General features: G+C 68.8%; 21 protein-coding genes. 7 read left to right on the top strand and 14 right to left on the bottom strand.

Going from position 1 to position 24,525, the window contains the following annotated elements; all coding sequences use genetic code 11:
- Window positions 1–31: 31 nt before the first annotated feature.
- The 7 genes from KZ686_RS24220 to KZ686_RS24190 form a co-directional block, all read right to left on the bottom strand.
- On the bottom strand, window positions 32–2,485 hold the full coding sequence (locus KZ686_RS24220; protein WP_265633932.1) for a TonB-dependent receptor: 2,454 nt from the start codon (window positions 2,483–2,485) through the stop codon (window positions 32–34).
- Window positions 2,486–2,758: 273 nt separating this feature from the next.
- Window positions 2,759–3,745, bottom strand: coding sequence for a FecR domain-containing protein (locus tag KZ686_RS24215; protein ID WP_265633931.1), 987 nt, complete (start codon window positions 3,743–3,745; stop codon window positions 2,759–2,761).
- On the bottom strand, window positions 3,742–4,242 hold the full coding sequence (locus KZ686_RS24210; protein WP_149315922.1) for a sigma-70 family RNA polymerase sigma factor: 501 nt from the start codon (window positions 4,240–4,242) through the stop codon (window positions 3,742–3,744). Before KZ686_RS24210 ends, KZ686_RS24215 begins: the two co-directional genes overlap by 4 nt.
- A gap of 85 nt (window positions 4,243–4,327) precedes the next feature.
- Window positions 4,328–5,464: a vWA domain-containing protein gene (locus KZ686_RS24205; RefSeq protein WP_226106294.1), complete on the bottom strand. Its 1,137-nt coding sequence runs from the start codon at window positions 5,462–5,464 to the stop codon at window positions 4,328–4,330.
- A complete protein-coding gene (locus KZ686_RS24200; protein ID WP_226105708.1) occupies window positions 5,461–6,573 on the bottom strand; it encodes a DUF58 domain-containing protein in 1,113 nt (370 codons plus the stop codon). Before KZ686_RS24200 ends, KZ686_RS24205 begins: the two co-directional genes overlap by 4 nt.
- Window positions 6,551–7,564 carry an AAA family ATPase gene (locus KZ686_RS24195; RefSeq protein WP_149315924.1) on the bottom strand — a complete coding sequence of 338 codons (1,014 nt, stop codon included), beginning with the start codon at window positions 7,562–7,564 and terminating at the stop codon, window positions 6,551–6,553. Before KZ686_RS24195 ends, KZ686_RS24200 begins: the two co-directional genes overlap by 23 nt.
- A gap of 37 nt (window positions 7,565–7,601) precedes the next feature.
- Window positions 7,602–8,540 carry a S1C family serine protease gene (locus tag KZ686_RS24190; RefSeq protein ID WP_370639470.1) on the bottom strand — a complete coding sequence of 313 codons (939 nt, stop codon included), beginning with the start codon at window positions 8,538–8,540 and terminating at the stop codon, window positions 7,602–7,604.
- Between the two features lie 69 nt (window positions 8,541–8,609).
- On the opposite strand from KZ686_RS24190, the gene KZ686_RS24185 reads away from it, so the two are divergent.
- The gene (locus KZ686_RS24185; RefSeq protein ID WP_265633930.1) at window positions 8,610–9,689 is read left to right on the top strand and encodes a VWA domain-containing protein; all 1,080 of its coding nucleotides are present in this window, start codon (window positions 8,610–8,612) and stop codon (window positions 9,687–9,689) included.
- Between the two features lie 183 nt (window positions 9,690–9,872).
- On the opposite strand, the gene KZ686_RS24180 is transcribed toward KZ686_RS24185, so the two are convergent.
- Entirely contained in the window at window positions 9,873–10,844 is a 972-nt protein-coding gene (locus KZ686_RS24180; protein WP_265633929.1) for an SOS response-associated peptidase family protein, read from the bottom strand.
- A gap of 215 nt (window positions 10,845–11,059) precedes the next feature.
- On the opposite strand from KZ686_RS24180, the gene KZ686_RS24175 reads away from it, so the two are divergent.
- Both KZ686_RS24175 and KZ686_RS24170 read left to right on the top strand, forming a co-directional pair.
- Window positions 11,060–12,271, top strand: coding sequence for a putative DNA modification/repair radical SAM protein (locus tag KZ686_RS24175; RefSeq protein WP_265633928.1), 1,212 nt, complete (start codon window positions 11,060–11,062; stop codon window positions 12,269–12,271).
- The gene (locus KZ686_RS24170; RefSeq protein WP_265633927.1) at window positions 12,268–13,989 is read left to right on the top strand and encodes a UdgX family uracil-DNA binding protein; all 1,722 of its coding nucleotides are present in this window, start codon (window positions 12,268–12,270) and stop codon (window positions 13,987–13,989) included. Before KZ686_RS24175 ends, KZ686_RS24170 begins: the two co-directional genes overlap by 4 nt.
- Here KZ686_RS24170 and KZ686_RS24165 read toward each other — a convergent pair.
- On the bottom strand, window positions 13,946–14,845 hold the full coding sequence (locus KZ686_RS24165) for a LysR family transcriptional regulator (RefSeq protein ID WP_226105720.1): 900 nt from the start codon (window positions 14,843–14,845) through the stop codon (window positions 13,946–13,948). The genes KZ686_RS24170 and KZ686_RS24165 overlap by 44 nt on opposite strands.
- A gap of 120 nt (window positions 14,846–14,965) precedes the next feature.
- Here KZ686_RS24165 and KZ686_RS24160 point away from each other — a divergent pair, with 120 nt between their 5' ends.
- Both KZ686_RS24160 and KZ686_RS24155 read left to right on the top strand, forming a co-directional pair.
- A complete protein-coding gene (locus tag KZ686_RS24160; protein WP_265633926.1) occupies window positions 14,966–16,180 on the top strand; it encodes a CaiB/BaiF CoA transferase family protein in 1,215 nt (404 codons plus the stop codon).
- 129 nt (window positions 16,181–16,309) lie between these two features.
- On the top strand, window positions 16,310–17,308 hold the full coding sequence (locus KZ686_RS24155; protein WP_265633925.1) for a tripartite tricarboxylate transporter substrate binding protein: 999 nt from the start codon (window positions 16,310–16,312) through the stop codon (window positions 17,306–17,308).
- Window positions 17,309–17,414: 106 nt separating this feature from the next.
- Here KZ686_RS24155 and KZ686_RS24150 read toward each other — a convergent pair whose 3' ends face one another.
- Together KZ686_RS24150 and KZ686_RS24145 are read right to left on the bottom strand one after the other, a co-directional pair.
- Entirely contained in the window at window positions 17,415–18,845 is a 1,431-nt protein-coding gene (locus KZ686_RS24150) for a heavy metal sensor histidine kinase (RefSeq protein WP_226105724.1), read from the bottom strand.
- A gap of 5 nt (window positions 18,846–18,850) precedes the next feature.
- Window positions 18,851–19,525 (bottom strand): heavy metal response regulator transcription factor, encoded by a 675-nt coding sequence (locus KZ686_RS24145; protein WP_149315934.1) that lies wholly within the window; start codon window positions 19,523–19,525, stop codon window positions 18,851–18,853.
- Window positions 19,526–19,827: 302 nt separating this feature from the next.
- Here KZ686_RS24145 and KZ686_RS24140 point away from each other — a divergent pair, with 302 nt between their 5' ends.
- Both KZ686_RS24140 and KZ686_RS24135 read left to right on the top strand, forming a co-directional pair.
- Window positions 19,828–20,064 carry a hypothetical protein gene (locus KZ686_RS24140; protein ID WP_150083932.1) on the top strand — a complete coding sequence of 79 codons (237 nt, stop codon included), beginning with the start codon at window positions 19,828–19,830 and terminating at the stop codon, window positions 20,062–20,064.
- Window positions 20,065–20,462: 398 nt separating this feature from the next.
- Window positions 20,463–21,260, top strand: coding sequence for a MipA/OmpV family protein (locus tag KZ686_RS24135; protein ID WP_265633923.1), 798 nt, complete (start codon window positions 20,463–20,465; stop codon window positions 21,258–21,260).
- Window positions 21,261–21,298: 38 nt separating this feature from the next.
- Here KZ686_RS24135 and KZ686_RS24130 read toward each other — a convergent pair whose 3' ends face one another.
- From KZ686_RS24130 to KZ686_RS24120, 3 genes are all read right to left on the bottom strand, one after another.
- Window positions 21,299–22,675, bottom strand: coding sequence for a sensor histidine kinase (locus KZ686_RS24130; RefSeq protein WP_265633922.1), 1,377 nt, complete (start codon window positions 22,673–22,675; stop codon window positions 21,299–21,301).
- Entirely contained in the window at window positions 22,672–23,337 is a 666-nt protein-coding gene (locus KZ686_RS24125) for a response regulator transcription factor (RefSeq protein WP_149315937.1), read from the bottom strand. Before KZ686_RS24125 ends, KZ686_RS24130 begins: the two co-directional genes overlap by 4 nt.
- Before the next feature lie 132 nt (window positions 23,338–23,469).
- A complete protein-coding gene (locus KZ686_RS24120; RefSeq protein WP_265633921.1) occupies window positions 23,470–24,378 on the bottom strand; it encodes a LysR family transcriptional regulator in 909 nt (302 codons plus the stop codon).
- Window positions 24,379–24,525 lie beyond the last annotated feature (147 nt).

Below are 24,525 nucleotides of genomic sequence, written 5' to 3'. Positions count from 1 at the left end.
GGCCCGCGAAGGTGCCACCGCGGCGGCAACCTCAGAAATCGATCGTCGTCGAGACCAGGAAGGTGCGCGGAGTGGCGAGCGTCAGGCCATTGGCCGAGGCGGAGGCCCAATAGGACTTGTCGAACAGGTTTTCCACCGCGGCGCGCACGGTCACGCGCTTGCCGGCTGCCTTCAGCGTATAGCGGGCGCCGATGTCGGTCCGCGTCCAGGCCGGTATCCGCTGCCGGTTCGCGGCGTCGAGATACTGCGACGTCGAGCGCAGTACGCGCGCCGACAGCGTCAGCCCCGCCAGGAAGGGCGTGTCCCACTCCACGCCCGCGTTCAGGTTGTAGCGCGGCGTGCCCGGGGCGACGTTGCCGTTGTTGGCCGGTTCCGCCGTTTCCCTGAGCCGGCCGTTCAGATACATCGCGCCGGCCAGCACCCGCACGCCCTGCACCGGTTCGCCGAACACATTCCACTCCAGGCCGGTATTGCGTTGCTTCCCGGCGACCGAAAAGACATTGGTGGCCGGGTCCGTCAAGCCGGTGGGCTGCTCGATGCGGAACGCACTGAGCGTGGTCGCGATGCTGCCGAAATCCACCTTGACGCCCGCCTCCAGTTGCCTGGACTTGATCGGCGCAAACATCTGTTCGGCGTTGGCCGCGGTACTGGGCGCCGTGGGCCCCTGGCTCAGGCCCTCGATGTAGTTGCCGTAGAACGAGACCTGCTTCCAGGGCCGGACCACCAGCGCCACCGCCGGCGTGACGGCACGTTCGTCATAGTGGCTGGTGACCTGCCCGGTGGCGCCGAACGAATCGGACTGGACGCGCTGCAGGCGCGCGCCCAGCGTCAGCTGGACCCGCTCGTCCAGCGCGGAAATCGTGTCGGCCAGCGCCAGGCTGGAAAGCTCGGTCTCTTCCGCCTTGGGTACATCCGAACTCAGGCCCGCGAAGGACGGCCGCGGCGCCACGACCGGGTTGTACAGGTTCGAGCGGATCGTGCCGAAGTTCTGCCGCAGATTGCCGGCCTCGAGATGAAACACCGAGGCGCTCACGTTCAGCTGGTGGCGCAGCGGTCCGGTGGCGAAGCGCGCGCGGGCACCGATCTCGCTGGTGTACGCGTCTTCCTCGCGCAGGAAACGGAACGGCGCGCTGGCAAAGTTGCCGGCGGCGTCGCGCGCGGCGACCGCCATGCGCAGGAACTCGTAGCGCCCGCGGCGGGCACCGAAGGCGCCATACACCTCGAGGTCGTCGCTCACGTCGTACTCGCCGCGCAGCGCCACGTAGCTGTCGCGCGTGTCGGCGAAGGTCCAGGGCTGGGCATAGTTGCGGTGAATGCGCGAGGCATCGGGAAGCGGCACGCCCGCCGCCGCGGTCACCCGCTCCTGCGGCGCGTCGCCATTCTGCTGCTGATAGGCGAAATCGGCCGACAGGCGCAGCCGCGTGCCACGGTAGTCCAGCCCGAGCGTTGCCAGGCTGCGCTCCAGCGACTGCGGATCGACCGAGGTGTCGCCGTTCTTGTACGCGGCGTTGAAGCGCACGCCGAACTCCTGCCGCTCGCCAAAGCGGCGCGCCACGTCGGCATGTCCGCCGAAGGTCGAGTCCGATGCGTACCCCAGCGTGAACTGATTCACCGCCTCTGCCGGCGCGCGCTTGGACACCACGTTGATGGCGCCGCCCACCGCGCCGCTGGGGGCCATGCCGTTGAGCAAGGCGCTCGGTCCCTTCAGGATCTCGATGCGCTCGGCCGCTTCCACCGCCACCGCATAGGTGGGCAGCACGCCATAGAGGCCGTTGAGCGCGATGTCGCTGTTCAGCACCGGGAAGCCGCGGATCGAGAACTGGTCGAAGCGCCCGGCGCGCGGGTTCACGTTGCGCACCGAGGCATCGTTGTTGACGACATCGGCGATGCTGCTGGCCTGCTGCGCCTGGATCAGCTCCTGCGTGTACGCCGTCAGGCTGAACGGCGTGTCCATGATGTCGCGATTGCCCAGCAGGCCCAGGCCGCCGCCCGTCGCGACCTGGCCGCCCGGGTAAGCGGGCGCAACGCGCTCCGCCGTGGCGGAGGCGGTGACCGTGACGGGCTGGAGCTCGACCTCCGCCGCCGGCGCTGCCTGGCGCCGGCGCAGCGTGTACGCCCCGCTGCCGGTCGCGGCCAGCTCGAGGCCCGTTCCCTGCAGCAGGCGCGCGAAACCCGCCTGGACGTCATAGGTGCCGTTCAGGCCTTCGCTGCGCAGCCCTGCCACCAGCCCCGACGGGAACGACAGCGGGACGCCGGCCTCGATGGAGAAGCGCGCCAGCGTATCGCCAAGCGGTCCGGGCGGAATCGCGTAGCTGCGCGCGGAAGACGCGCCGCCCGGGGCAGCGGCCTGGGCCAGCGCGGCGTCCGGCACGGCCAGCGTGGCGCACAGGCTCAATGCGGTGCCGGACAGGGCACGCGACAGCGCCCGCGTCAGCACGCCTTGCTTGGGAGAAAACCGGGAATTGCAGGGGATTGCCACGAACATGTTCCTTTCCGACACCAGTGACCAGTCGACGATCGGACCGGTGCCCGCTGGGGCGGGACCGGCCTACAACAGGTACACCGTGCGAGAGGAAAAAAGGGGCCACGTGCGGCGAGCGCAATTGGGGGCCGGGAACGCATGAAGCGGGCTGGCGGCGCATGAGCCGTGCCCGCGGCGCATGAGCCGTGCCCGCGGCGCATGAGCCGTGCCTGCGGCGCATGAGCCGGGCTGGCGGCGCATGAAGGCGGGCCGGCTGGCTCGCCCCGGGCCTGTGTACTATCGCGAGGCGCCGGCGTCGCCGGGCTCGAGCATGACCCAGTAGCGGGTCCGCCGGCGCACCCGGATGCCCAGCGTCTCGGCCAGCAGGTCCAGGCTGCGGTCCGTGTCCCGCAAGGGGAAGGCCCCGGTCACGCGCAGGTCGGCGATGGTCGGATCGCAGCGCACGATGCCGGGACGATAGCGCGCCAGTTCCTCGGCCAGCGCCTCCAGCCGCAGATTGCGCGCGGCCAGCATGCCGTGCGCCCACGCCGCACCCATGCCGTCGAGCGCGGCGCCGGATGCCGTCTCCCCGGCGCCGAAGCGCAGCCATTGCCCGCTGCCCACCCGCAGCGGCGCGCCGTCGCGGCGCAGCCGAACCTCCACCGCTCCCTGGTAGACCTCCACGTGGCTGGCGTCGGACTGCCGGCGAACGACGAAGCGCGTCCCGAGCGCGCGCAGCACGCCGTCCGGCGTCTCGACGACGAAGGGCCGGGGCACGGCGGCCGGGTCCGGCTCGGTGTCGATCAGGATGCGGCCCGCCCGCAGCTTGATCAGGCGCGTGCTGTCGGAATAGGACACGTCGATCGCGCTGTCCGTGTCCAGCGTGACCCGCGTGCCATCGGCCAGCCGTACCTCGCGGGTTTCGCCGACTGCCGTACGGATGCCGGCGGTCATCGCCTCCCACGGGGCGAAGCGCCAGGCCAGGCAGGCGGCCGGGGCGCCCACCAGCATCAGGGCGAGCTTGCGGGTGGCCCGGCGCCGCTGTTCGCGCGCGAGTCCCGCCAACGCCGTGCGCCGCAACGCGGCCGGCACGCTGTCGAACGTGCCGAGCACCTGCTGCGCCTGGTGCCAGGCCCGGGCATGCGCGGGACTGCGCGCGCACCAGGCGTGCAGTTCGGCCAGTTGCGCGGCGTCGTGCGGATCCGACTGAATGCGTACCATCCAGTCGGCCGCCTCGGCCAGGATGCTGGCGGGCACCGTCCCCGCCCCACGGTCGCGGCTCATATCGCCGACAGGCAGGCGAGAAAGGCGTCGCGCATCTGCCGCTTCACGGTTCGCAGCGAGATGCCTTGCCGCGCCGCGATCTCCGCGTAGGTCAGGCCGTCCAGCTGCGACAACAGGAAGATCTCGCGCGCTCGCACGGGCATGGCGCACAGCATCGCGTCGATCCGGTGCAGGGCCTCGAGCACCAGTGCCCGCGTCTCGGGCGAAGGCGCCAGCGCTTCAGGCAGCTGGGCGAGGCTGTCCAGGTAGGCCTTCTCCACCGCGCGTCGACGGTAGAGATCGACCACCAGCCCCTTGGCCACGTGGGTCAGAAAGGCACGCGGCTCGGACAGATGGTCGAGTGCGCGTGGGCCGGCATAGACTCGGAGGAAGGTGTCGTGCGCCACATCGGCCGCCTCGCAGTCGTTGCCGAGGCGCTTGCGCAGCCAGCCATGGAGCCAGCCGTGATGATCGCAATAGAGTGCGTGCAGTGTCGTGCTTCGGCTCGGAGCGGGCATGGGCGGAACAGGATGGGAACGGCCAGAAAACCGCGCAGATGATAATACATCTCATTTCCCAGCAGACGATTTCTTGCGCCCTGCCCTACATCACCCGTCCGAACCACCACAGCGACAGCAGCGCCGCACCCGCCGCCAGCACCGCGCCAAGCGCGGCGAACAGTGCGGTGATTTCCGCCTGCTCGGTCTTGCCTAGCGTCAGCTTGGCGTTGATCGCGCGATACACCTGCTTGAGCCTGGCGGCGTCCTCCAGCCGGAAGTATTCGGCGCCGGTGGTATTGGCCACTTCCTTCAGCACGGCCTCGTCGAGCTTGACGCGCGCCGACCAGCCGTCCGCCGACAGCACGACGCCCTGGGGCGTGCCCACGCCGACGGTATAGACGCGCACCCCATAGGAGGCCGCCAGTTCGGCCGCCTGCACCGCGGTCGGACCGGCGTTGCTTTCGCCGTCGGAGAACACGACGATCGCGCCGGCGGCATAGGAGCCCGGGGCGGCGGCGCCCTCTTGGTCGGCAGAGTTTTGTCCTCCTCCCTGGCCCGCGCCCGGGCTCGCTCCCTGCCCCAATCCCGCGGCGCCGAACAGGTTGCCGAGCGCGCCGCGTTTCTTCAGCGGCGAGGCATCGCCATCCATCAGGCGTCCGGCGTCCTCGGTCGCTTCCGGCCGCAACGCCGTCAGCGCGATCAGCAGGCCGTTGCCCAGCGCGGTGCCGCCCTGTGGCTGCAGGCGGTCGATGGCCGTGGCCACGTCCTGCTTCGTGCGGCTCGGCGCCTGCGCGACGGCCGATGTTCCCGCCATCGCGACCAGGCCGACGCTGACGCCCGCGGGCTTCGCCTCGAGCAGCCCCTTGGCGGCCTGTTGCGCGGCGCGCAGCCGGTTCGGTTGCACGTCCTTCGCGCGCATGCTGCCGGACAGGTCGATGACCAGCATCACGGTCTCGATGCGCGAGGGCAGCACCAGCAGCGCATGCGGCCGCGAGATCGCGACGATCAATGCGGTCAACGCGAGCAGGATCAGCACCGGGGACACATGCCGGCGCCAGCCTGCGACGCCGCGGTTGGCGAAGCCGACGGTCTTCAGGGCGGGATAGTGAACCGCCGCGCGCCGGCGCCGTGCGTCCAGCCACAGGTAGGCGAGAGCCAGCACGGGGACCAGCGCCAGCAGCCACAGCATCCTGGGCCACAGGAAGCTGATGGCGGGCAGCCGGGTGATCGCCTCGCTCACGCCGTCCATGCGGCCCCCTTCTTCGCTTCCTTGCTTGCCCCTGCATTCGCGCCCGCAATTGCGCCCGCATTGCCCCCCGCGCTGGGGCCCGCGTTGCCGGCTTTCGGCGCCGTGCCCTTTGCCGTGCCCTTCGCCGTGCCTTGCCGATGACGACGCTGCCGCGAGAACTCCAGCAGGGCCAGGTCCAGCCGGGCATCGGTCGACAGCGTCAGGCAATCCACGCCGGCCCGGGCAAAGCCCAGCCGCAGTTCTTCCTCGCGCACCTGCGCGGCCGCCACGAAGCGCTTGCGAAAGGCCGGATCGTGCGTGTCGACGAACATCTGCTCGCCGGTCTCGGCGTCCTGCAGCACCAGCAAACCCAGATCGGGTAGCGCCTGCTCCAGGGGATCGACCAGCCGCACGGCGACCACCTCATGACGCCTGGCCAGCATCGCGAGCGAGGCCTGCCAGCCTGGGTCGCTGATAAAGTCCGACACCACGAACACCACCGATCGCCGCCTGGCGACCGCCCGTGCATGGTCGAGCAGGCCGCGCAACCGAGTGTGGCCCGGCGAGGCGGCCGGCGTGGCGTGCATGCGGTCGAGCAGGTGCAGCAATTGCCGGCGCCCGGCACGCGCGGGCACCACCGACGCGGTCATGTCGGCCGCCCCGTTGTAGAGCACGGCGCCGACGCGGTTGCCATAGCGCGTCAGCAGCAGCGCCATCACGGTGGTGAAATCGCTCAGCAGGTCGCGCTTGCGGACCTCGCCCGAGCCGAACTCGACGGAGCCGCTCAGGTCGAGCAGGAACCAGGCCGCGATCTCCCGATCCTCCTGGAACATCCGCACATACGGCGTCTGCAGCCGGGCGGTCACGTTCCAGTCGATGTGCCGGACGTCGTCGCCGGCCTGGTATTCGCGCAGGTCGGCCAGGTCCAGCCCGAAGCCGCGAAACAGCGTGCGGTAGTCGCCCTGCAGCATGCCGTCGAGGCGGCGCACCACGGTCCATTCCATGCGGCGCAGCAAGGCATCGGTGCGGCCGGCGCCGACACCGCGCGGCGCGCCGGGCGCGGCCTTGTCCGAAGCGGCGTCCGGGCCGGACCGGCGCCTACCGCGCAGCCGCCCGAACATGGGATTCCAGCGGACGTTCGGGAACCGGCATGGCCTGCACGATGCGGCCGATCAAGGCATCTGGGGTGATGCCGTCGGACATCGCCTCGTAGGACAGCGACAGCCGATGGCGCAACACGTCGGGCACCAGATCGATCACGTCTTCCGGCACCGCATAGTGGCGGCCGCGCAGCAGCGCCAGCGCGCGCGCGCCTTCGATCAGGCCGATGGTGGCGCGCGGACTGGCGCCGAAGGTCACGTAACGGTCCAGATCGTCGAGCCCGTAGCTGGCCGGCCGGCGCGTGGCCGAGACCACGCGCACCGCGTACTGGATCAGGCCGGGATCGACGTACACCGCGCGGCATTCCTCCTGCAGCGCGGTCAGCTGCTCGGGCGTGGCGATCGGGCTCACGTCGATCCGCGGACCGGTGACGCGGTTGACGATCACGACCTCTTCGTCCTCGCTCGGATAACCCACCAGCACCTTCATCATGAAGCGGTCGACCTGCGCCTCCGGCAGCGGATAGGTGCCTTCGGTCTCGATCGGGTTCTGCGTGGCCATGACCAGGAAGGGCATCGGCACCCGATGGGTTTCGCCAGCGATGGTGACCTGCTTTTCCTGCATCACCTCGAGCAACGCGCTCTGCACCTTGGCCGGCGCGCGGTTGATCTCGTCGGCCAGCAGCAGATTGGCGAAGACCGGCCCGCGCACCGTGGAAAACTCGCCGGTCCCCTGGTGGTACATGCGCGTGCCGACCAGGTCGGCCGGCAGCAGGTCCGGCGTGAACTGGATGCGCTTGAAGGTCCCGCGCATCGTTCTGGCCAGCGTATTGACGGTCAGCGTCTTGGCCAGCCCCGGCACGCCTTCCACCAGCAGATGCCCGCCGGCAAGGATCGCCACCAGCACCCGCTCGAGAAAATGGTCCTGGCCTACGACCACGCGTTTGACCTCGTACAGCAGGCGCTCCATCAGGTTGGCGGTTTCGATGGCGTCCCGGGCTTGGTCGTTCATGGGCCTCTCGCTGTGGTGTGGAATTCTGTAGGGAAGGCTAGAAGGGCGAAGCGCCGACGGAGCCGCCCGCGCTTTCGATGGTGATGGCAAACCCGATGCCAAGGAAATTGCCGCTCTGGTTGGGATTGAGGATGGCGGTGACGATTCCCACCACCTCGCCCTTCATGTTGACCAGCGGCCCGCCCGAGTTGCCCGGATTGGCGGCGGCATCGAACTGGATCAGCTTGTCCAGCTGCTGCTTCTCGTCGGGGGACACGAACTGCCGGTCGAGCCCGGACACCACGCCGGCCGTCACCGACGGGCCGATGCCGAACGGAAAGCCGACCGCGACCACCTCGCTGCCCGGCGCCAGTTCGCGGCTGGAACCGAGCGTCGCGGGCGGCAGGTCGTCGGGAATCGATCTGGGCTGCAGGATGGCGAGGTCCTTCTCCGGCACGGCCTGCAGCACGGTGGCCTCGGCGGTATGCCCGTCGTGGAAGCGGACCTCGACGCGGCGGGCGCCGGCGACGACGTGGTAGTTGGTCAGGATCACGCCGCTCTCGGTGACGACCACGCCGGTGCCAATGTGCCGGCCGTCGGGCAAGGCGTCGGGCGCGACCTTGTCGCTGGGGGCCTTGTCGCCGGGGGCCTTGCCCTTTGCGGTCTCGTCGCGCGGCGTGCGTTTGGAAGGGGCGGAGGATTCGGGCGGCCTGGCGGGGCGATCGCGTCCGGCCTTGTCGGCGCGCGGCTTCTCCGCGGCGGTATCGGCGGCCGGATAGCTGCGGACCTCGACCACCGACTGGCGGATCGCCTCGGCAGCGCGGGCGGCGCGCGAAGGCAGGTCCTTGTTGTTCAGCGTGTGGAGCACGGCCGAATCGATGTCCGACTGCGTCAAGACGCGCTGTTTCGGCTGCAACAGCCAGGCGGAGCCGATGCCGGCGGCGAAGACGAGTGCGATCGCCGCCAAGGCTGTTCCGTAGATCGTCACCCGTTTCATCGCCGCCCCGAGTTCACGCGTCGGAAACTACAGTACCATCGATCTTAACCACGCGCCAAGGAGCAGGGCATGCAGTTTCTCTGGCCTCAAATGCTCTGGCTGCTGCTCGTGCTTCCCGTGCTGGCAGCGGCTTACTTCTACGTGCTCGCCCGGCGCAGGAAGGCGGCTCTGCTCTACGCCAACCTCACCCTGCCGCGCGCGGCGCTCGGTCCCCGGCAATGGCTCCGGCGCCACCTCCCTCCCCTGCTCTTCTGGCTGTCGCTCGGCACCGCGCTGCTCGCCTGCGCGCGGCCCAGTGCGACGATCACGCTGCCGGCCGACACCATCACGCTGGTGCTTGCGATGGACGTCTCGCGCAGCATGGAAGCGACCGATGTCGCCCCGACCCGCCTCGCCGCCGCACAGCAGGCCGCCATGAATCTCGTCATCGGGCTGCCGGCCAAGGTGCGGCTGGGCATCGTGTCGTTCGCCGGGACCGCGTCGGTGGTGCTCAGTCCAACCGACAACCGGCAGGACATGCTCGAGGCGATCGAGCGCTTCCAGCTTCAGCGAGGCACCGCGACGGGCAGTGGCCTGATCGAAGCGCTGGCGGTCCTGTTCCCGAACGATGGCATCGACCTGGAGGCGGTGCTGTTCGGCGACGCTTCGGAGCCGCCGGAGAATCAGGGCAGGCCGCTGGACGAATCGGCCGCGGCCGACGCTCTCCGCCAGAAACGCGCCAGACGCGAGGAACGGCCTGCGGCCGAACCCGGCTCCTATCGGCACGGCGCCGTGATCCTGCTCAGCGACGGCCGCCGCACCACCGGCCCCGACCCCGTCATCGCCGCCCGCATGGCCGCCGAACGGGGCGTGCGCGTCTATACCGTCGGCTTTGGCTCCCGCGACAGCACGACGGCCGGCGGTTCGGGTTCCGTCATGTCTTACTACATGCAGCTCGATGAACCCGCGTTGCGCGCGGTCGCCAAGATCACCGGCGGCGAATATTTCCACGCGGGCTCGGAAGCCGATCTCAGCCAGGTCTATCGCCAGTTGAACACGCGCTTCGCGCTGGAGCGCCGGGAAACCGAGGTCGGGGCGTTGTTCGCGGCGGTGGCGGTGCTGCTGCTGATGGCGGCGAGCGGGCTGTCGATCCTCTGGTTCCGGCGCTGAGGTTTGGCGATGTAGAGGAAACGGTAAGTCGCGGCGCTCCCAGTAGATGAATTGGCAAGAACCGGCGCGCTCAGTAGATGAATTGGTAAAGCGCGACCTCCCGAGTGGATGAATTGGCAAGTTCAGTAGAAGGATTGGTAAGCCGTCATTGGTAAGCCATCGCCGCCTCCCGCTGCGCCCCCGCTAAGCCGCCAACCGATATTCGAAGAACGGCCGCTCCCGGTCGTCCAGGATCGCGTGCAGGGCGGCCAGATTGCCGGGGTCTGGATTGAGCCAGGCGTCCACGTGCTCTGGCTTGATCGGAATGACGCAACGGTCATGGCCGGCCGCGGCGACTTCCGGGGGCGGCTCGTCGGTGATCGCGGCAAACGAATACAGATCCGGCTCGCCGGCCTCGCCTTTGTGATGCGACCAGAGGCAGGCGATCAATAGATCCTGCGGCGGCTCGGGACGGAACTCCAGCACGACGCTCTGCTCCTTTTCGTCCGGGCCGAGCTCGCGGCGCTCCAGCCGGTGCCGGGCCACGTGTTCATGAAAGGCGCGGATCGGCAGGATGCCGTGGCGATAGCCAAACAGCTGGCGCCACGCCGTCTCGAGATTGTCGCGGCGCGCGTTGTAGGTGCCGGGCTTCTTTCTTTCCATGGCGACGTCCCAGCCGGGCAGCCGGCAGCGGTAGCGCATCGGTACGATCACGCGCTGGCCGTCCATCATGATCATCACGGGCGCGTAATAACCCGGGAAGATCATCGCGTCCTCCGGCACCGGCACCGCACGCTGCAGGTCGGCCAGGTTCTGCTGCAGGCGGGCGATCTTGTCGGCGGCGATGCGCTGCTCGTTCTCGGCCTTGCGGGTAAGCCGGCCGGCAAGCGCGCGCTCCGCTTGCGCAAGGCGGGTCTTCTGGCGAAACAGCTCGGCCTCCAGCGCATTGGCCTGTTCGCGGTCGCCCGCGGCGATCAGCGCCGCGAGCTCGCGCTCCTCGTCGGAGCTGGAACCGGCCTGCGCGAAGGCCATGCGCATCGCCTTGGGCACCTTTTGCCATTCCTGGTCCTTGCGCTTCTGCCAGAACAATTCGAAGAACTGGCGAAGGCTCATCACCGCGCCGTATTCGCGCGTGAATTTCCTGAAATCGGCCTTGATCTGCGCGGCGTAGCACATCGGCCTCTCCCCTTGACGGCCACGATGGCGCCATCCTCGCAGGCTTCGGTGGCGGCGGACATCGGTATTGAGCCGGGGCTCCCGCCGCACGAGGTCAAGGCTTGAGGCCGGGCGGCATGGCGCCGGCCAACCTTGCCGCCTTGTCCCGCGGGAAATCGGCCTCGCAAACGCGATAGCGCCTATAATACTGTATATCCATACAGTATCACCACCCGATGGAACTGCTCACCAAGCTGGAAATCCTGGCCGACGCCGCCAAGTACGACGCCTCGTGCGCCAGCAGCGGCGCGCCGAAACGGGATTCGCTCGGCAAAAGGGGACTGGGCGCCAGTACCGGCGCGGGCATCTGCCACAGCTTCACGCCCGACGGGCGCTGCGTCTCGCTGCTGAAGATCCTGCTGACCAACTTCTGCCAGTACGACTGCCAGTACTGCGTCAACCGCCGCTCCAGCAACGTGCCGCGGGCGCGCTTCTCGCCGCGCGAGGTGGTCGACCTGACGCTGGACTTCTACCGGCGCAACTATATCGACGGGCTCTTTCTCAGTTCCGGCATCATCCGCAGCGCCGACTACACCATGGAGCAGCTGGTCCAGGTCGCGCGTTCGCTGCGCGACGAACACCAGTTCCGCGGCTATATCCATCTGAAGACGATTCCGGACGCCGATCCCTGGCTGATCTCGCAGGCCGGGCAGTATGCCGACCGGCTCAGCGTCAATATCGAGCTGCCCACCGACGACGGGCTGCAACGGCTGGCGCCGGAGAAGAACGCGCATACGATCAAGCGTGCCATGGGCTCGATCCGCCTCGCGCAGGAAGAGGCGGAGAGCGACAGGCAGGCGCCGGGCCGCGCGCCGGCCGGGCAAAGCACGCAGATGATCGTGGGCGCGGACGACGCCGACGACCGCACCATCCTGCAGACCGCGCAGACGCTGTACGGCGCGTACAAGCTCAAGCGGGTCTATTACTCGGCGTTCAGCCCGATTCCCGACAGCCCGTCCGGCCTGCCCGCGCAGGCGCCGCCGTTGCTGCGCGAGCATCGGCTGTATCAGGCCGACTTCCTGATGCGCGGCTACGGCTTCCAGGCCGAGGAGCTGTTCCAGGCCGGCGGCGACCTGCCGCTGGACATCGATCCGAAGCTGGCCTGGGCGTTGGCGCATCGCGAGTCGTTTCCGGTCGACCTGAACCGCGCGCCGCAGGCCCTGATCGCCCGGGTGCCCGGCATCGGCATGCGCAACGCGAAGCGGCTGGTGGAGCTGCGCCGTTCGCGCGCGATCCGCTATCAGGACCTGGCGCGGCTGCGCTGCCCGATGGACAAGGTCAAACCCTTCGTCGTGGTGCAGGACTACCGGCCGGCGCTGGCGGATTCACCGTCCGAACAGTTGCGGCGGGCGCTGTCGCCGGCGCCCGTGCAGCTGGCCTTGCTATGAGCGGCGCAGGACCGCGCACGCTGGTGGTCGAGTGCGGCGTTGAGTGCAGCGTCGATGGCGGCGTCGATGGCGGCTACGCAAGCTGGCGCGCGCAGGCCTTGCGGGCGCTGGCGGCGGGCTGGCCGCCGGAGACGGTCACATGGACGGAGCGCGGCTCGGCGGCAAGCGGGGGAACCGAACAGCTGATGCTGCTCGGTCCCGGCGCCGCACCGGTCTCGGGAGACGACGCACCGGTCCCAGGCGACAACGCGCCGGTCTCGGGCGACAACGCACGGGTCGCGGGAGACAACGCGCCGGTCTCGGGAGACGACGCGGTGCCGGCAGCCCGCCCGGACACCACGGGCGCCGCCCCGGACGTGCGCGTGTCCAAGGCATTGGCCGCCCTGCTGCAGGACGCCGCGCGTTACCGTTCGCCGCAACGCTGGGCGTTTCTTTACCGGGTGCTGTGGCGATGGTGCCAAGGCGATCGCGCCGTAGCTTCCGCCGCCGATGAAGACGGCGCGCGGCTGCATGCGATGGCCAAGGCCGTGCGGCGTGCCCACCACGACATGATTGCCTACGTGCGCTTTCATCGGCGCGGCGGCGACGGCATGCCGGAGTACCTGGCCTGGTATGAGCCCGAGCACGACGTGCTGGCCGACGCCGCCGACCACTTCGCGCGCCGCATGGGCGGCGCGTCGTGGTGGATCGGCACGCCGCAAGGCGCGGCGCTGTGGGACGGGCATGCGTTGCAGTTCTCCGGGACACCGGCCGATGCGTTGGCCACCGCCGATATCGCCGCGCTCCGGGCGGGCGCGGCCGCCGACGACATCGAGCCGTTGTGGCTCGCCTATTACCGCAGCATCTTCAATCCGGCCCGCCTGAACGAAGCCGCACTGGAGCAGCACATGCCGGTGCGCTTCTGGAAGGGGCTGCCCGAGGGACGGCTGATTCCGGCGATGATCGCCGACGCCCGCAACGGCGCCCGCCGCGTCGCGCAGGCGGGCGCCGTCGGCACCATGAAGGGCAAGCCGGTTGCGGTCGATGCGCAGGACGCGCAGCCGCTGCGTCCGGCGCCCTCGTCGCTGGATCAATGCCGCCGCTGCGAACTCTGGCGCCATGCTACCCAGGCCGTGCCGGGCCACGGTCCCGAAACGGCCCGCATCATGCTGGTCGGCGAACAGCCCGGCGATCAGGAAGACCTTGCCGGCCGCGCCTTCGTGGGGCCGGCGGGCAAGGTGCTGGACGAGGCGATGCGCCGCGCCGGCGTGCCACCCGACTCGGTATACGTCACCAACGCGGTCAAGCACTTCAAGTGGATCCCGCGCGGCAAGCGGCGCCTGCACAAGACGCCGGGCCAGCGCGAGGTCGAGGCCTGCGCCCATTGGCTCGACGAGGAACGGGCGCGGGTGCGGCCGGCGGTCATCGTCACGTTGGGCGCGACGGCGCTGGCGGCGATCCTGGGCCAGAAAGCCAGCCTGCGGGACTACCTGAACCGGCCGGTGCGGCTCGGCCACGCCTGGGTCGTTGCCACCTGGCACCCGTCCTATGCGTTGCGCGTCGATGACGCCGGCAAGCGCGAGGACATCGTCGCGGCCATCGGCCAGGCCATCGCGCAGGGCCGGGAACTGGCCGCGGCGCCTGCCCCACCTGCCCGGCCTCCCTCGCCTCCCTCGCCTCCCTCGCCTCCCTCGCCTATCCCGCCATCGCCGCCGCCTTCTGCTGCAGAAAGGCAATGAGCGTCGTCACGGCGCGCGTCTGGTAGCGCGCCGGCATATACAGCAGATACATCGTGGTGCGCAGGAAGGCCAGGTCACGCGGCGGCAGCGGCAGGCGAACCAGGGTCCCGGCCGCCAGATCGGACGCCACCATGTACTGCGGCACCAGGCCCACGCCGATGCCTTGAAGGATGGCGTCGCGCAGGAAGAAGAAGTTGGCCGACATCAGCCGCGGGCGGATCTGCGCCCGGCCGGCGGCCGTTCCCGCCAGCCCGGCCAGCTGCAGCCGCTCGCCGGTCAGCTCCGAGGTGATCAGCGGCAGGTCGCGGAACTGCTCCAGCGAACTCGGCATGCCGACCTCGCGGGCCAGTTCCGGCGTGGCGCAGGCAACGTATTCGATGTCCCCGAGGCTGCGCGCCACGGCATTGGTCGGCGTCTCGCCCATCACGCGGATGGAAAAGTCCACCGCGCCCTTGATCAGGTCCTCGATGTCGTTGTCGAAGATCACGTTGAGCGTGATGGCCGGATACATCCGCATGAACTCGATGAACCAGGCCGACATCGTGTGCTGGCCGAAGCCGCTCGGGACGCTCAGGCGCACCGTGCCGCTCAGGCGCTTGCCCAGGTTCTGCACGGACTCGCGCGCCGCCATCAGTTCCTGCCGGATGGCGCGGCCGTGTTCGTAGAGTTGCCGGCCCAGTTCGGTCGGCTCGAGCTGGCGGGTGCTGCGCCGGAGCAGTTCCGCGCCCAATTGCCGCTCGAAATGGTTCAGGCGCTTGCTGACGTTGGCGCGGCTCATGCCCAGCTGCCGGGCCGCCCGGCTCAGGTTGCCGGCGTCGATGATGTCCACCAGCAACGACAGCGCGCTCAAATCCATTGTCAACTCCGAGTTGTCATCTATGTTGATTCCCGGTTGCAATTGTCAAACTTTATCAACATATAGACAATCTGCGCTGACCAAATTAACCGGACCGTTCCCGGCAGGGGACGTTGCTCAATGCATCAGGAAAACAAAGGCGCATCGCTGCCGCTGGCCGGCGTGCGGGTACTGGACCTGTCGCGCGTGCTGGCCGGGCCGATGTGCGCGATGGCACTGGCCGACCTCGGCGCGGACGTCATCAAGGTGGAACACCCGGCCCGCGGCGACGACACCCGCGACTGGGGCCTGCGGATCGGCACGCGCAACACCTCGTACTTCAACAGCGCCAACCGCAACAAGCGCTCGATCACGCTGGACCTGCAAAGCGAGGCGGGTTTGAAATTGGCGCGCGAACTCGCAGCGCGCAGCGACGTGGTGATCCAGAACTTCAAGGTCGGCGGCGCGGAAAAGCTCGGCCTGGGCTACGAGCAGCTGTCCGAGCTCAATCCCGGCCTGGTGTACTGCTCGATATCCGGCTATGCGCGCTTCACGCCCGAGGCCGAGCGGCCCGGTTACGACCTCGTCGTGCAGGGCGAGGCCGGCGTGATGGCCACCAATGGCGAGGCAGGCCAGGGCCCGCTCAAATTCGGCGTGGCGGCGGTCGACATGTTTACCGGCATGTATTCGGCGCAGGCGATCCTCGCCGCGCTGTACGCGCGCCAGTCGACCGGCCGCGGGCGCCACGTGCAGATGGCCCTGTACGACTGCGGCCTGATGATTACCTCCTACTACGGCATGGAAGCACTGCTGCAGGGCGGCGACCCGGCCAAGTTCGGCAATGCGCATCCGTCCATCGTGCCCTACGGCGTGTTCGAGGCCGCCGATGGTCCGCTGGTGATCACCGTCGGCAACAACGGGCAATTCCAGCGATTCTGTCGCGACGTGATCGATCGGCCAGAGTGGGCCGAGGATGCGCGCTTCGCCACCAACACCGCGCGCTCGCAGCATCGCGACACGCTGCTGCCGCAGCTGCGCGAGGCCCTGCGCCGATTCACGCGCGCCGAGCTGCTGCAGCGCCTGACCGCCGCGCAGATTCCCTGCGGCGAGGTGCTCGGCATGTTCGAGGCGCTGCAGTCCGAGCGCACCGCGCAGGCCGGCCTGCTGCATCGCTACGAGGACAGCGAGGCGGGCGCCCAGTCGGTGCTGGCGCCGCCGTACGCCATCGACGGCCAGCGGATGCCGGTGCGCATGCCGCCGCCGCATATGGGCGAGCACACGCAGCAGGTGTTCAAGGAACTGCTGCAGCTGGGCGACGACGAGATCGCCGATCTGCGATCCCGCGGCGTCATCTGAGCATCGAATTTCCCAATTCCCGATTCCCAATTCCCGATTCCCAATTCCCGATTCCCAATTCCCGATTCCCGATTCCCGATTCCCGATTCCCAATCCCAATAGCCGCTCTCAATGGACGGAGACAAGACAATGACCAAGCTGATCCTCAGCCGCCGCCAGATACTGAAGGCCGGTGCCGCCGCATCGATGGCCGCGATGATGCCCGCCGCGCTCGCACGCAGCGGCTGGCCCGACAAGATCATCAAGATGGTGGTGGCCTTCCCCGCCGGCGGCCCGACGGACACCGCCGCGCGCATCGTCGCGCAGAAGCTCTCCGAACGCCTGGGGCAGCAGGTCATCATCGAGAACAAGCCCGGCGCGTCGGGCTCGATCGGCACCGCCAGCTTCATCAAGAGCGCGCCCGACGGCTACAACCTGTCGATGTTCGGCATGCCGGCGCTGCTGGCCCCGCTGATGTACAACAACAGCGCGTATGACGTGAAGAAGGACTTCCAGTCCGTCGCCACCGTCTACGTGCTGCCGATGGCCATCGTCATCAACCCGAACGTGGTGCCGGGCGTGGAAACGCTGGCGGACCTGATCCGCTTCGCCAAGGCCAGCAAGACGCCGCTGAACTACACCAGCTCGGGCACCGGCAGCTTCGGCCATCTGGCGATGGAGCAGCTCAAGGACCTGGGCGGCTTCGACATGATGCACGTGCCCTACCGCGGCAGCGCGCCCGCGGTCGCCGATCTGCTCGGCGGCCAGGTCGGCACCATGTTCGCCGATGTGGTGGCGGCATTGCCGCATATCCGCGCCGGCAAGCTCAAGGCGATCGCGCTGAGCTCGCCCAATGCCAAGGTGCTGCTGCCGGGCGTGAAGACGGTCTCGGAGCAAGGCTTCCGCGGCTTCGACTTCGATTCGTGGGGCGGCCTGATCGCGCCGCTCAATACCCCGCAGCCGATCGTCGACCGCATCGCCAGGGAAACGCGCGACATCCTGTCCAACGACAAGGAACTGCAGCAGAAGCTGGTGACGGCCGGCGCGATCGCCTCGTTCCAGGACGGCAAGCAGATGCAGGCGCGCCTGAACAAGGACTACGACCGCTGGAGCGCCATCGTCAAGGCGAAGGGCATCAGCGCGACGTAATCGCGGTCGCACCGCGGTCTCTCATACCGCGGGCTCATGGCGCAGGCCAATGACGCGGCCTGATGGCGCGGCCTGATGGCGCGCCGTCACCCCGCTGCCCTCTCCTTCACGGCGTCGGCAGCGGAAACGCCAGCTCCAGCACCGTCAGCCCCTGCCGGCTTGACACGGTCGCGCGGCCGTCGTGCAGCCGCATGATGGAATCGACGATGGCCAGGCCCAGGCCCGTCGAGTGCGCCGAGTTGCTGCGCGCGGGATCGCCGCGGTAGAAGCGTCCGAAGATATGCGCCAGCCGCTCGGGCGGGATGCCGGCGCCGCCATTGGCGACGCGAATACGGGTCGCTTCGCGCTCCGCGCTGACGATCACCGAGACCCGGCTGCCCTGCGGCGCATGGCGCAGCGCGTTGTCGAGCAGATTGGTCAGCGCGCGGCGCAGCAGGGTCTGGTCCGCGCGCACCGGCGCATGTCCCTGCAGCGACAGCGAGATCGCGCGCTCCGCCGCCACCGCCTCGAAGTACTCCGCCACCGCTTCCACCTCGGCGCGCGCGTCCAGCGTGCGCGGCGCCAGCGCGACCTGCGCGTGGTCGGCGCGGGCGAGAAACAGCATGTTCTCGATCATGCGGGACAGGCGGTCGTATTCTTCCAGGTTCGATTCCAGCAGGGCCTCGTATTCCGCGACATTGCGCGCCTGGGCCAGCGTGACCTCGGTCTGTCCGATCAGATTGCTCAGCGGCGTGCGGAAGTCGTGCGCCAGGTCGGCGGAGAACTCCGACAGCCGAGAAAAGCTGTCCTGCAGGCGCGCCAGCATGCCGTTGAAGGCGTCGGCCAGCTCCCGCAATTCGCTGGGCGCGGTGCCGGCATCGAGCCTGGTCGCCAGACGGCTGGTCGTGACGGCCGACGCCTCCTCCGCCATCCTGCGCAGGCCGCGCAGCCCACGGCGCGCCAGCAGATAGCCGAGCGCCGCGGCGGCGACGGTCGCGCACAGCGTCGCCCAGAAGACATGGAACTGGTAATCGCGCATCAGCACCGCGCGGTAACCGGCGTCGCGCAGCACGACGATCTCCACGGCCTCGTCGGTGTCGCCGAGCCGGCCCAGCGCGGCGATCGCGCGCGAGGGCACGCCATTGCGCGGATACCAGGTCTGCAGCATCGACGGTTCGGGATGGACGTCGGCGGGCAGCGCTTTCAGCGGCGGCACCGCCTCGTGGCGCGGGTTCAGCGTCACCAGCGGCTCGCCGTGCCGGCTGCGCACCAGCAGGATCAGCCCTTCGTGACCGAGCGCGATATCGGCAAACCGGTGCATGCCCTCGCGCACGGCGGTTTCCGAATCCACCTCGGACAACAGATGCCGGACCAGGACCACCTCGCCGACCAGCTCGGCCTCGTCGCGCTCCTGCAGCTGGGTCGACAGCGCGCACGCGAGATAGGTGCCCATCGCGGCCATGATGGCCGCTGCCACCGCGCCGAAGGCCAGCGCCATGCGGGCCGTCAGCGATTGAGGAAGCAGGCGCGCGGCCAGCGCCTTCGAGATGGCGAGCATGGCCGCTACCGCGCGATATCGTCCAGCACGTAACCCATGCCGCGGCGCGTGTGGATCAGCTTGGCCGGGAACGGGTCGTCGACCTTGGCGCGCAGGCGCCGGATCGATACGTCGACGACGTTCGTGTTGCTGTCGAAGTTCATGTCCCAGACCTGCGACGCGATCAGCGAGCGCGACAGCACCTCGCCGCGCCGGCGCGCCAGCAGATGCAGCAGCGCAAACTCCTTGGACGTCAGCTCGATCTTCTGTCCCGAACGCGTGACCCGCCGGCGCACCGCGTCGATGCGCAGGTCCGCCACCTCGATCCACTCGTTCTCGCGCACCGGTCCGCGGCGCAGGATGGTGCGGATCCGCGCGACCAGCTCGGCAAAGGCGAATGGCTTGATGATGTAGTCGTCGGCCCCGAGCTCGAGGCCCTTGAGGCGATCGGCCAGATCGTCGCGAGCGGTCAGGAACAGCACCGGCGTGTCCTGGTCGCGCCGCAGTTCTCGCAGCATCTGCCAGCCATCCATGCCGGGCAGCATCACATCGAGCACGATCAGGTCGTAGGGCTGCGCGCGGGCGTGCGACAGGCCATCGACGCCGTCGCGGGCCAGATCCACGATAAAGCCGGATTCGGTCAGGCCCTTGTGCAGGTAGGCGCCGGCCTTGGGTTCATCCTCGACAATCAGTACACGCATCGACATTCAACGAATCGCCGGACCGCCGGCAAGACGGTAACGGTACCGCAATCCCGGCGCCGGCGGCCGATCATGACAAATTTGTCATGTCGTCGTCAGATTGCGGCGGCGTGGCGCAACGTCGCGCGACGCATGTCGCGCTGGCGCCGCGACGGCGCGGGGATGGTCGTGGCGATGGCGGCGTTCGGCCAAATGACAGCATTGTCATGGGGTCGTCATGCTCCTGTGGCGGGCGTCTTCGTAGACTGCCTTCACCGGTCGCTACCGATCATTACCGGCCATCCTTTCGGAGAACACTGACGATGAAGCTGCTCAAGCACGCCCTGCTCACCACCACCCTGGCCTTGGCCGCCCTGCCCGCCCTGGCGGGCGCGAGTGCCATCGACGCCGGCAGTCTCGGTGCACGCAATGTCTACGCGGATGGCGCCCATCAGGGCCACGTCGATCCCTTCACCGACGGCGCACGCGGGGGAACGCGCGATGTGTTCAGCGACGGCGCTGCCACGGGCGGCCGCGACGTCCATGCCGACGGCGCCTGAGACAGGCGTTCAGCGCGGGGCATTGACGCCGCGCGCGCCTGGACCGCCGCGCCAGGCCATGAAGCGTGCGCGGATGCGGCAGGCCTCGCAGGTCCTCATCGGTCGCCGCAAGCCCTAATAACTTCTTAAACCCACCTCGGCACGATTCGAACCGTGGACGACGGCCATCGCCGGCCGCCACAGCAAACAGCAAGGTTCCTCGTGCCAATCCCCATGCTCCCTCCGCGCGCTACCCTGCGTGCGCCCGCGACGTCGGATGGCGGCCCTGCGGCCGCCATGGACGGTCGATGCCTTTGTCTGCGTTGCCGGACCCTTGCCGCGGCACGCCGGAACCAGGCGCCGCCCATCGGCGGCCGCCCTGCTGACTTTCCGATCGACTCTTGCCCGACGAAACCCGAATGAACGCAACAAGACCCGGTCGCCATGCGGCCTCCTTTCGAACCCCGGCCGCCGCGGCGGCCATCGCGTTGCTGGCCAGCCTGTGGACGCCACAGGGATGGGCCCAGGGCGGCGACGCCGCGCTCGATCCCGCCGAACCGCAATGGGGACTCGGCGTCGGCGCGGCTGCCCGCCGCAAGCCCTATCGCGACGTCGGCACGGATTACCGGGCGATTCCCGTGCTGTCGTACCAAAACCGCTGGCTGCACGTGTCCGGCCTGACCGCGGACCTGAAGCTGCCTTCGCTCGGCCCGGTTTCGTTCCGGCTGCGCACCCGCTACGGCCTGAGCGACGGCTATGAGGCCTCCGACTCCGCCGCGCTCGAAGGCATGGCCGATCGCAACGCCCGCCTCTGGTTCGGTGGGGCGGCGATCTGGCACAACCCCATTGCCGATGTCTCGGCCGAATGGCTCGGATCGGCCGACGGGAACAAGGCCACCCTCCAGGTCAGCCGCGGCTTCCAGTACGGCAATTTCCGGCTGACGCCCCACGTAGCGGCGCAATGGCTCAGCACCGACAACGTGGACTACTACTACGGCGTCAGGGCATCCGAGGCGCGCATCGGCAGGCCGCAATACCAGGGCGATTCGACGGTGAACCTGACCGCGGGCTTGCGGGTGGATTACCGGCTTGCGCGGCATCACCAGCTGTTTCTCGATGTCAGCGCGACGCGACTGGGCTCGGCGATCAAGGACAGCCCGATCGTCGATCGCTCGAACATGACCAGCGTGGCGGTGGGCTACCTGTACCGGTTCTGATCGCCAGTTCTGATCGCCGGTTCTGACCGGCCGCCCCGTCAGGCCACCGGCGCGGCCTGCGCGAAGACGACGCGTACGCGAAAGCCGCGCCCATCCAGGCCGCGGCCCGTCTCGATGGTGGCCCCATGCGATTGCGCAATGGTGGCCACCAGCGAGAGTCCGATGCCGCTGCCGCGCACCCGATTGCCGCTGGCACGGTGGAATCGCCGGAAGATCGCCTGATGCTCGGCTTGCGGCACGCCCGGCCCGTCGTCCGCGACTTCCAGATAGACCGCATCGCCGGCACCCGCGGTGCCGCAGGCAATCCTGATCCGCCCACCCGGCGCCGTATACCGCAGCGCGTTGTCGACCAGGTTGCGCAGCAGGATGCCGATCTCGTCGATATTGCAGGCGATGCGGCCGCCGCCCGTTTCCACCGACAGCCGGCGCGCCTGCAGTTCGGCCTGCACCTCGAACTCGCTGGCGACATGCTGCACCAGGTTGCCGAGGTCCGCCGGTTCGTGCGGCGCCTGGCCGCAGGCATTCAGCCGGGCAAGGTCGAGCAGTTGTTCGGCGAGCCGCGTCGTCCGTTTGGCGGTGGCCAGCAGCTTTTCCAGCGCCGTGTCCTTGTCCTTGCCGCTCGGCGCGCGCAGCGCGATCTCGACCTGCGCCTGCAGCGCGGACAATGGCGTGCGCAATTCGTGGGCCGCATCGCCGATGAAACGCCGTTCGCTCTCCACCGCCTGATCGAGCTGCGCCAGCACGCGGTTGAACGACTGCACCAGCGGCTGCAGTTCGGTCGGCAGCGACGTCGATGGCAGCGGTGTCAGGTCGAAGGTCTTGCGATCGCGCACCAGCCGTTCGAGGGCGGCCACGGGCTTCAGCGACCGGCGCATGGTGTGCCACAACAGCACGCCGACCAGCGCGAGCAGCACGCTGGTGGCCAGCAGCGCCTGCATCGCGGCCTCGCGCACCTCGGCGTTGATGACCTCGTGCGGGATGCCAACCTGCGCCTGCATGGTTCCGGTGCTGTCGGAGACGGCATAGACGCGCCAGCGCTCGCCATCGATGACACGCGTGGCAAATCCATCCACGAAGTCCGGCTTCAGCGCGGCCACCGGCGTATTGGCCTGCACGCGGGGACGCGGGCTCTGCACGGTCAGCAGCCTGCGCTGCGACCAGATCTGGATCACCAGGTCGAATTCGCTGGCGCGGTCGTCGTCGCGCACCTCCCGGCCGGGCCCGACCAGATTGAACGACTGCTTGTTCGCCGGCAGCGCGCGCACGATGCGGGTGGCGAAGGCCTGCAGCTTGTCGTCCCAGATACTGGAGCGGCTGTGCTGCAGATAGACCATCAGCGCGGCCAGCGACACCACCCAGCACAGCACGATGACACCGACCATCACCGCGAGCAGCCGTCCCTGCAGCGACTTCATGCGCCGGACTCCCCGATCATGTAGCCGTGGCCATGGACCGTGGTGATCAGGCCCTCGCCCAGCTTGCGGCGCAGCTGATGGATGAACACCGCGATGGTATTGCTCTCGATCGTGCTGGCGTTGCCGTATACCACGCGCTCCAGGTGTTCCCGCGTAACGACGCGGCCCGGGCGTTCGAGCAAGGCCAGCAGCGTGCGGTACTCCTGGGCGCTCAGCGGCACCCGGGCACCGGCGCGCGTGACCACGCGGCGGCTGCGGTCGAGCTCGATTTCGCCCCAGCTGAACACGGGCACCACCCTGCCCTGGCTGCGACGGATCACGGCGCGCACCCGGGCCCACAGTTCGTCGACCTGGAACGGCTTGACCAGATAGTCGTCGGCGCCGGCGTCCAGCCCTTCGATCCGCTCGCTCAGCTGGCCGCGTGCGGTCAGCATCAGCACGGGCGTGACGTCGTAGCCGGCGCGCATGGCGCGCAGCACGGTCAGGCCGGACTCGCCCGGCAGGCCGATATCCAGCAGCACCGCCGAATACGCATGGTCGACCAGCGCGGCGCGGGCCGCGGCGGCGCAATCGGCATGATCGATATGCCAGCCGTTCTGCCGGGCGCCATCGCAGATGACCTCGGCCAGCATGGGATCGTCTTCGACCAGCAGCAGGTCCATGGCGCTTGTCATGGGAAACGGTAGGGAAAGTCGCTGGGCGCGCGATGATGACAGGGCGACATTAAGCGTTGATTAAGAACGGGAAGATCATTGCATCCGGCGCAACGTTCATTGCGGCGGCAGCGCCGAGCCTCAGATCAGCGGGAAGGCCTTGACCACATGCCGCAGCAGGCTGTCGGCCACCGGTGACAGCGGCCTGCCGGCCCGGGTAATGACGTGGATCCGGCTGTTGTTGAGGATCGGGCTGGCCAGCGGCAGCGACACCAGCTGCTTGAACTGCGGCCCCTTCAGCGGCACCGGACGCGGCGTCAGGATGTAGCCGAGCCCCATCGCCGCGAATTCCCACAGCACCTTGAACGAGTTGGTCACCAGCATCGGCTTGAGCGTGATGTGTTCCTCCAGCTCGGCCGCCTGCACGTGCTTGCGCACGCCGAACGATTCGGCAAGCGCGGCGCCCTGGTGCGGCGCGAGGTCGGCCAGCGTCAGCGCGCGGCGCCGGCGCGCGAGCGGATGGTCCTTGCGGACATGCGCGCGGATCGGCGACACCCGTGAATAGTGCGAGCGCAGCCGGACATCGTTGGGCGGCTGGAAGGCAAAGCCGATATGCGCCAGGTCTTCGAGGATATGCCGCACCGTTTCGTCGGTGCCGGCCACCTGGATGCTGTAGGTCACGTCGGGGTGCGTGCGCAGGAAGCCCTGCAGCACCGGCTCGAGCACCAGGTCGACGAAGCCCTCGCCGAAGACCAGCTCCACGTGCCCGCGCTGCGCGTTCTTCAGATTGTTGATCTCGGCCAGAAAGGTATCGCTCAGGTCCTGCTGGCGCCGGGCGAACAGCGCCAGCAGCCGCCCGGCATCGGTCGCCACGACGCCGCGCCCTCGCCGCTCCAGCAGCGTCACGCCGAGATCCTGCTCCAGCTTGGCCACGGCCCGGCTCACCACCGAGGGATCGAGCTCCAGCACCTCGGCGGCGCCGCGCACCGTGCCGGTTTCGATGATCTGCAGCAAACACAGCGCCCGCTTGCGGTCCAGCACATGCTCCATGACGCCTCTCCCCTTGTCGACGCGGCGGGCCGTCCGAAGCACCGGCGCGAGTTTTTTAATGTTGCTATTTATACAACGATTTAGGTTCATCATTGTCATGGATGCGGGACGGTCCATGGAAGCAGAATGGTGCGCACCATTCGCTCG

The sequence above is a fragment of the Cupriavidus cauae genome (genome assembly GCF_026210475.1).
GTDB classification, from domain to species: domain Bacteria; phylum Pseudomonadota; class Gammaproteobacteria; order Burkholderiales; family Burkholderiaceae; genus Cupriavidus; species Cupriavidus cauae.
This window is presented reverse-complemented; position numbering and strand designations above follow the sequence as displayed.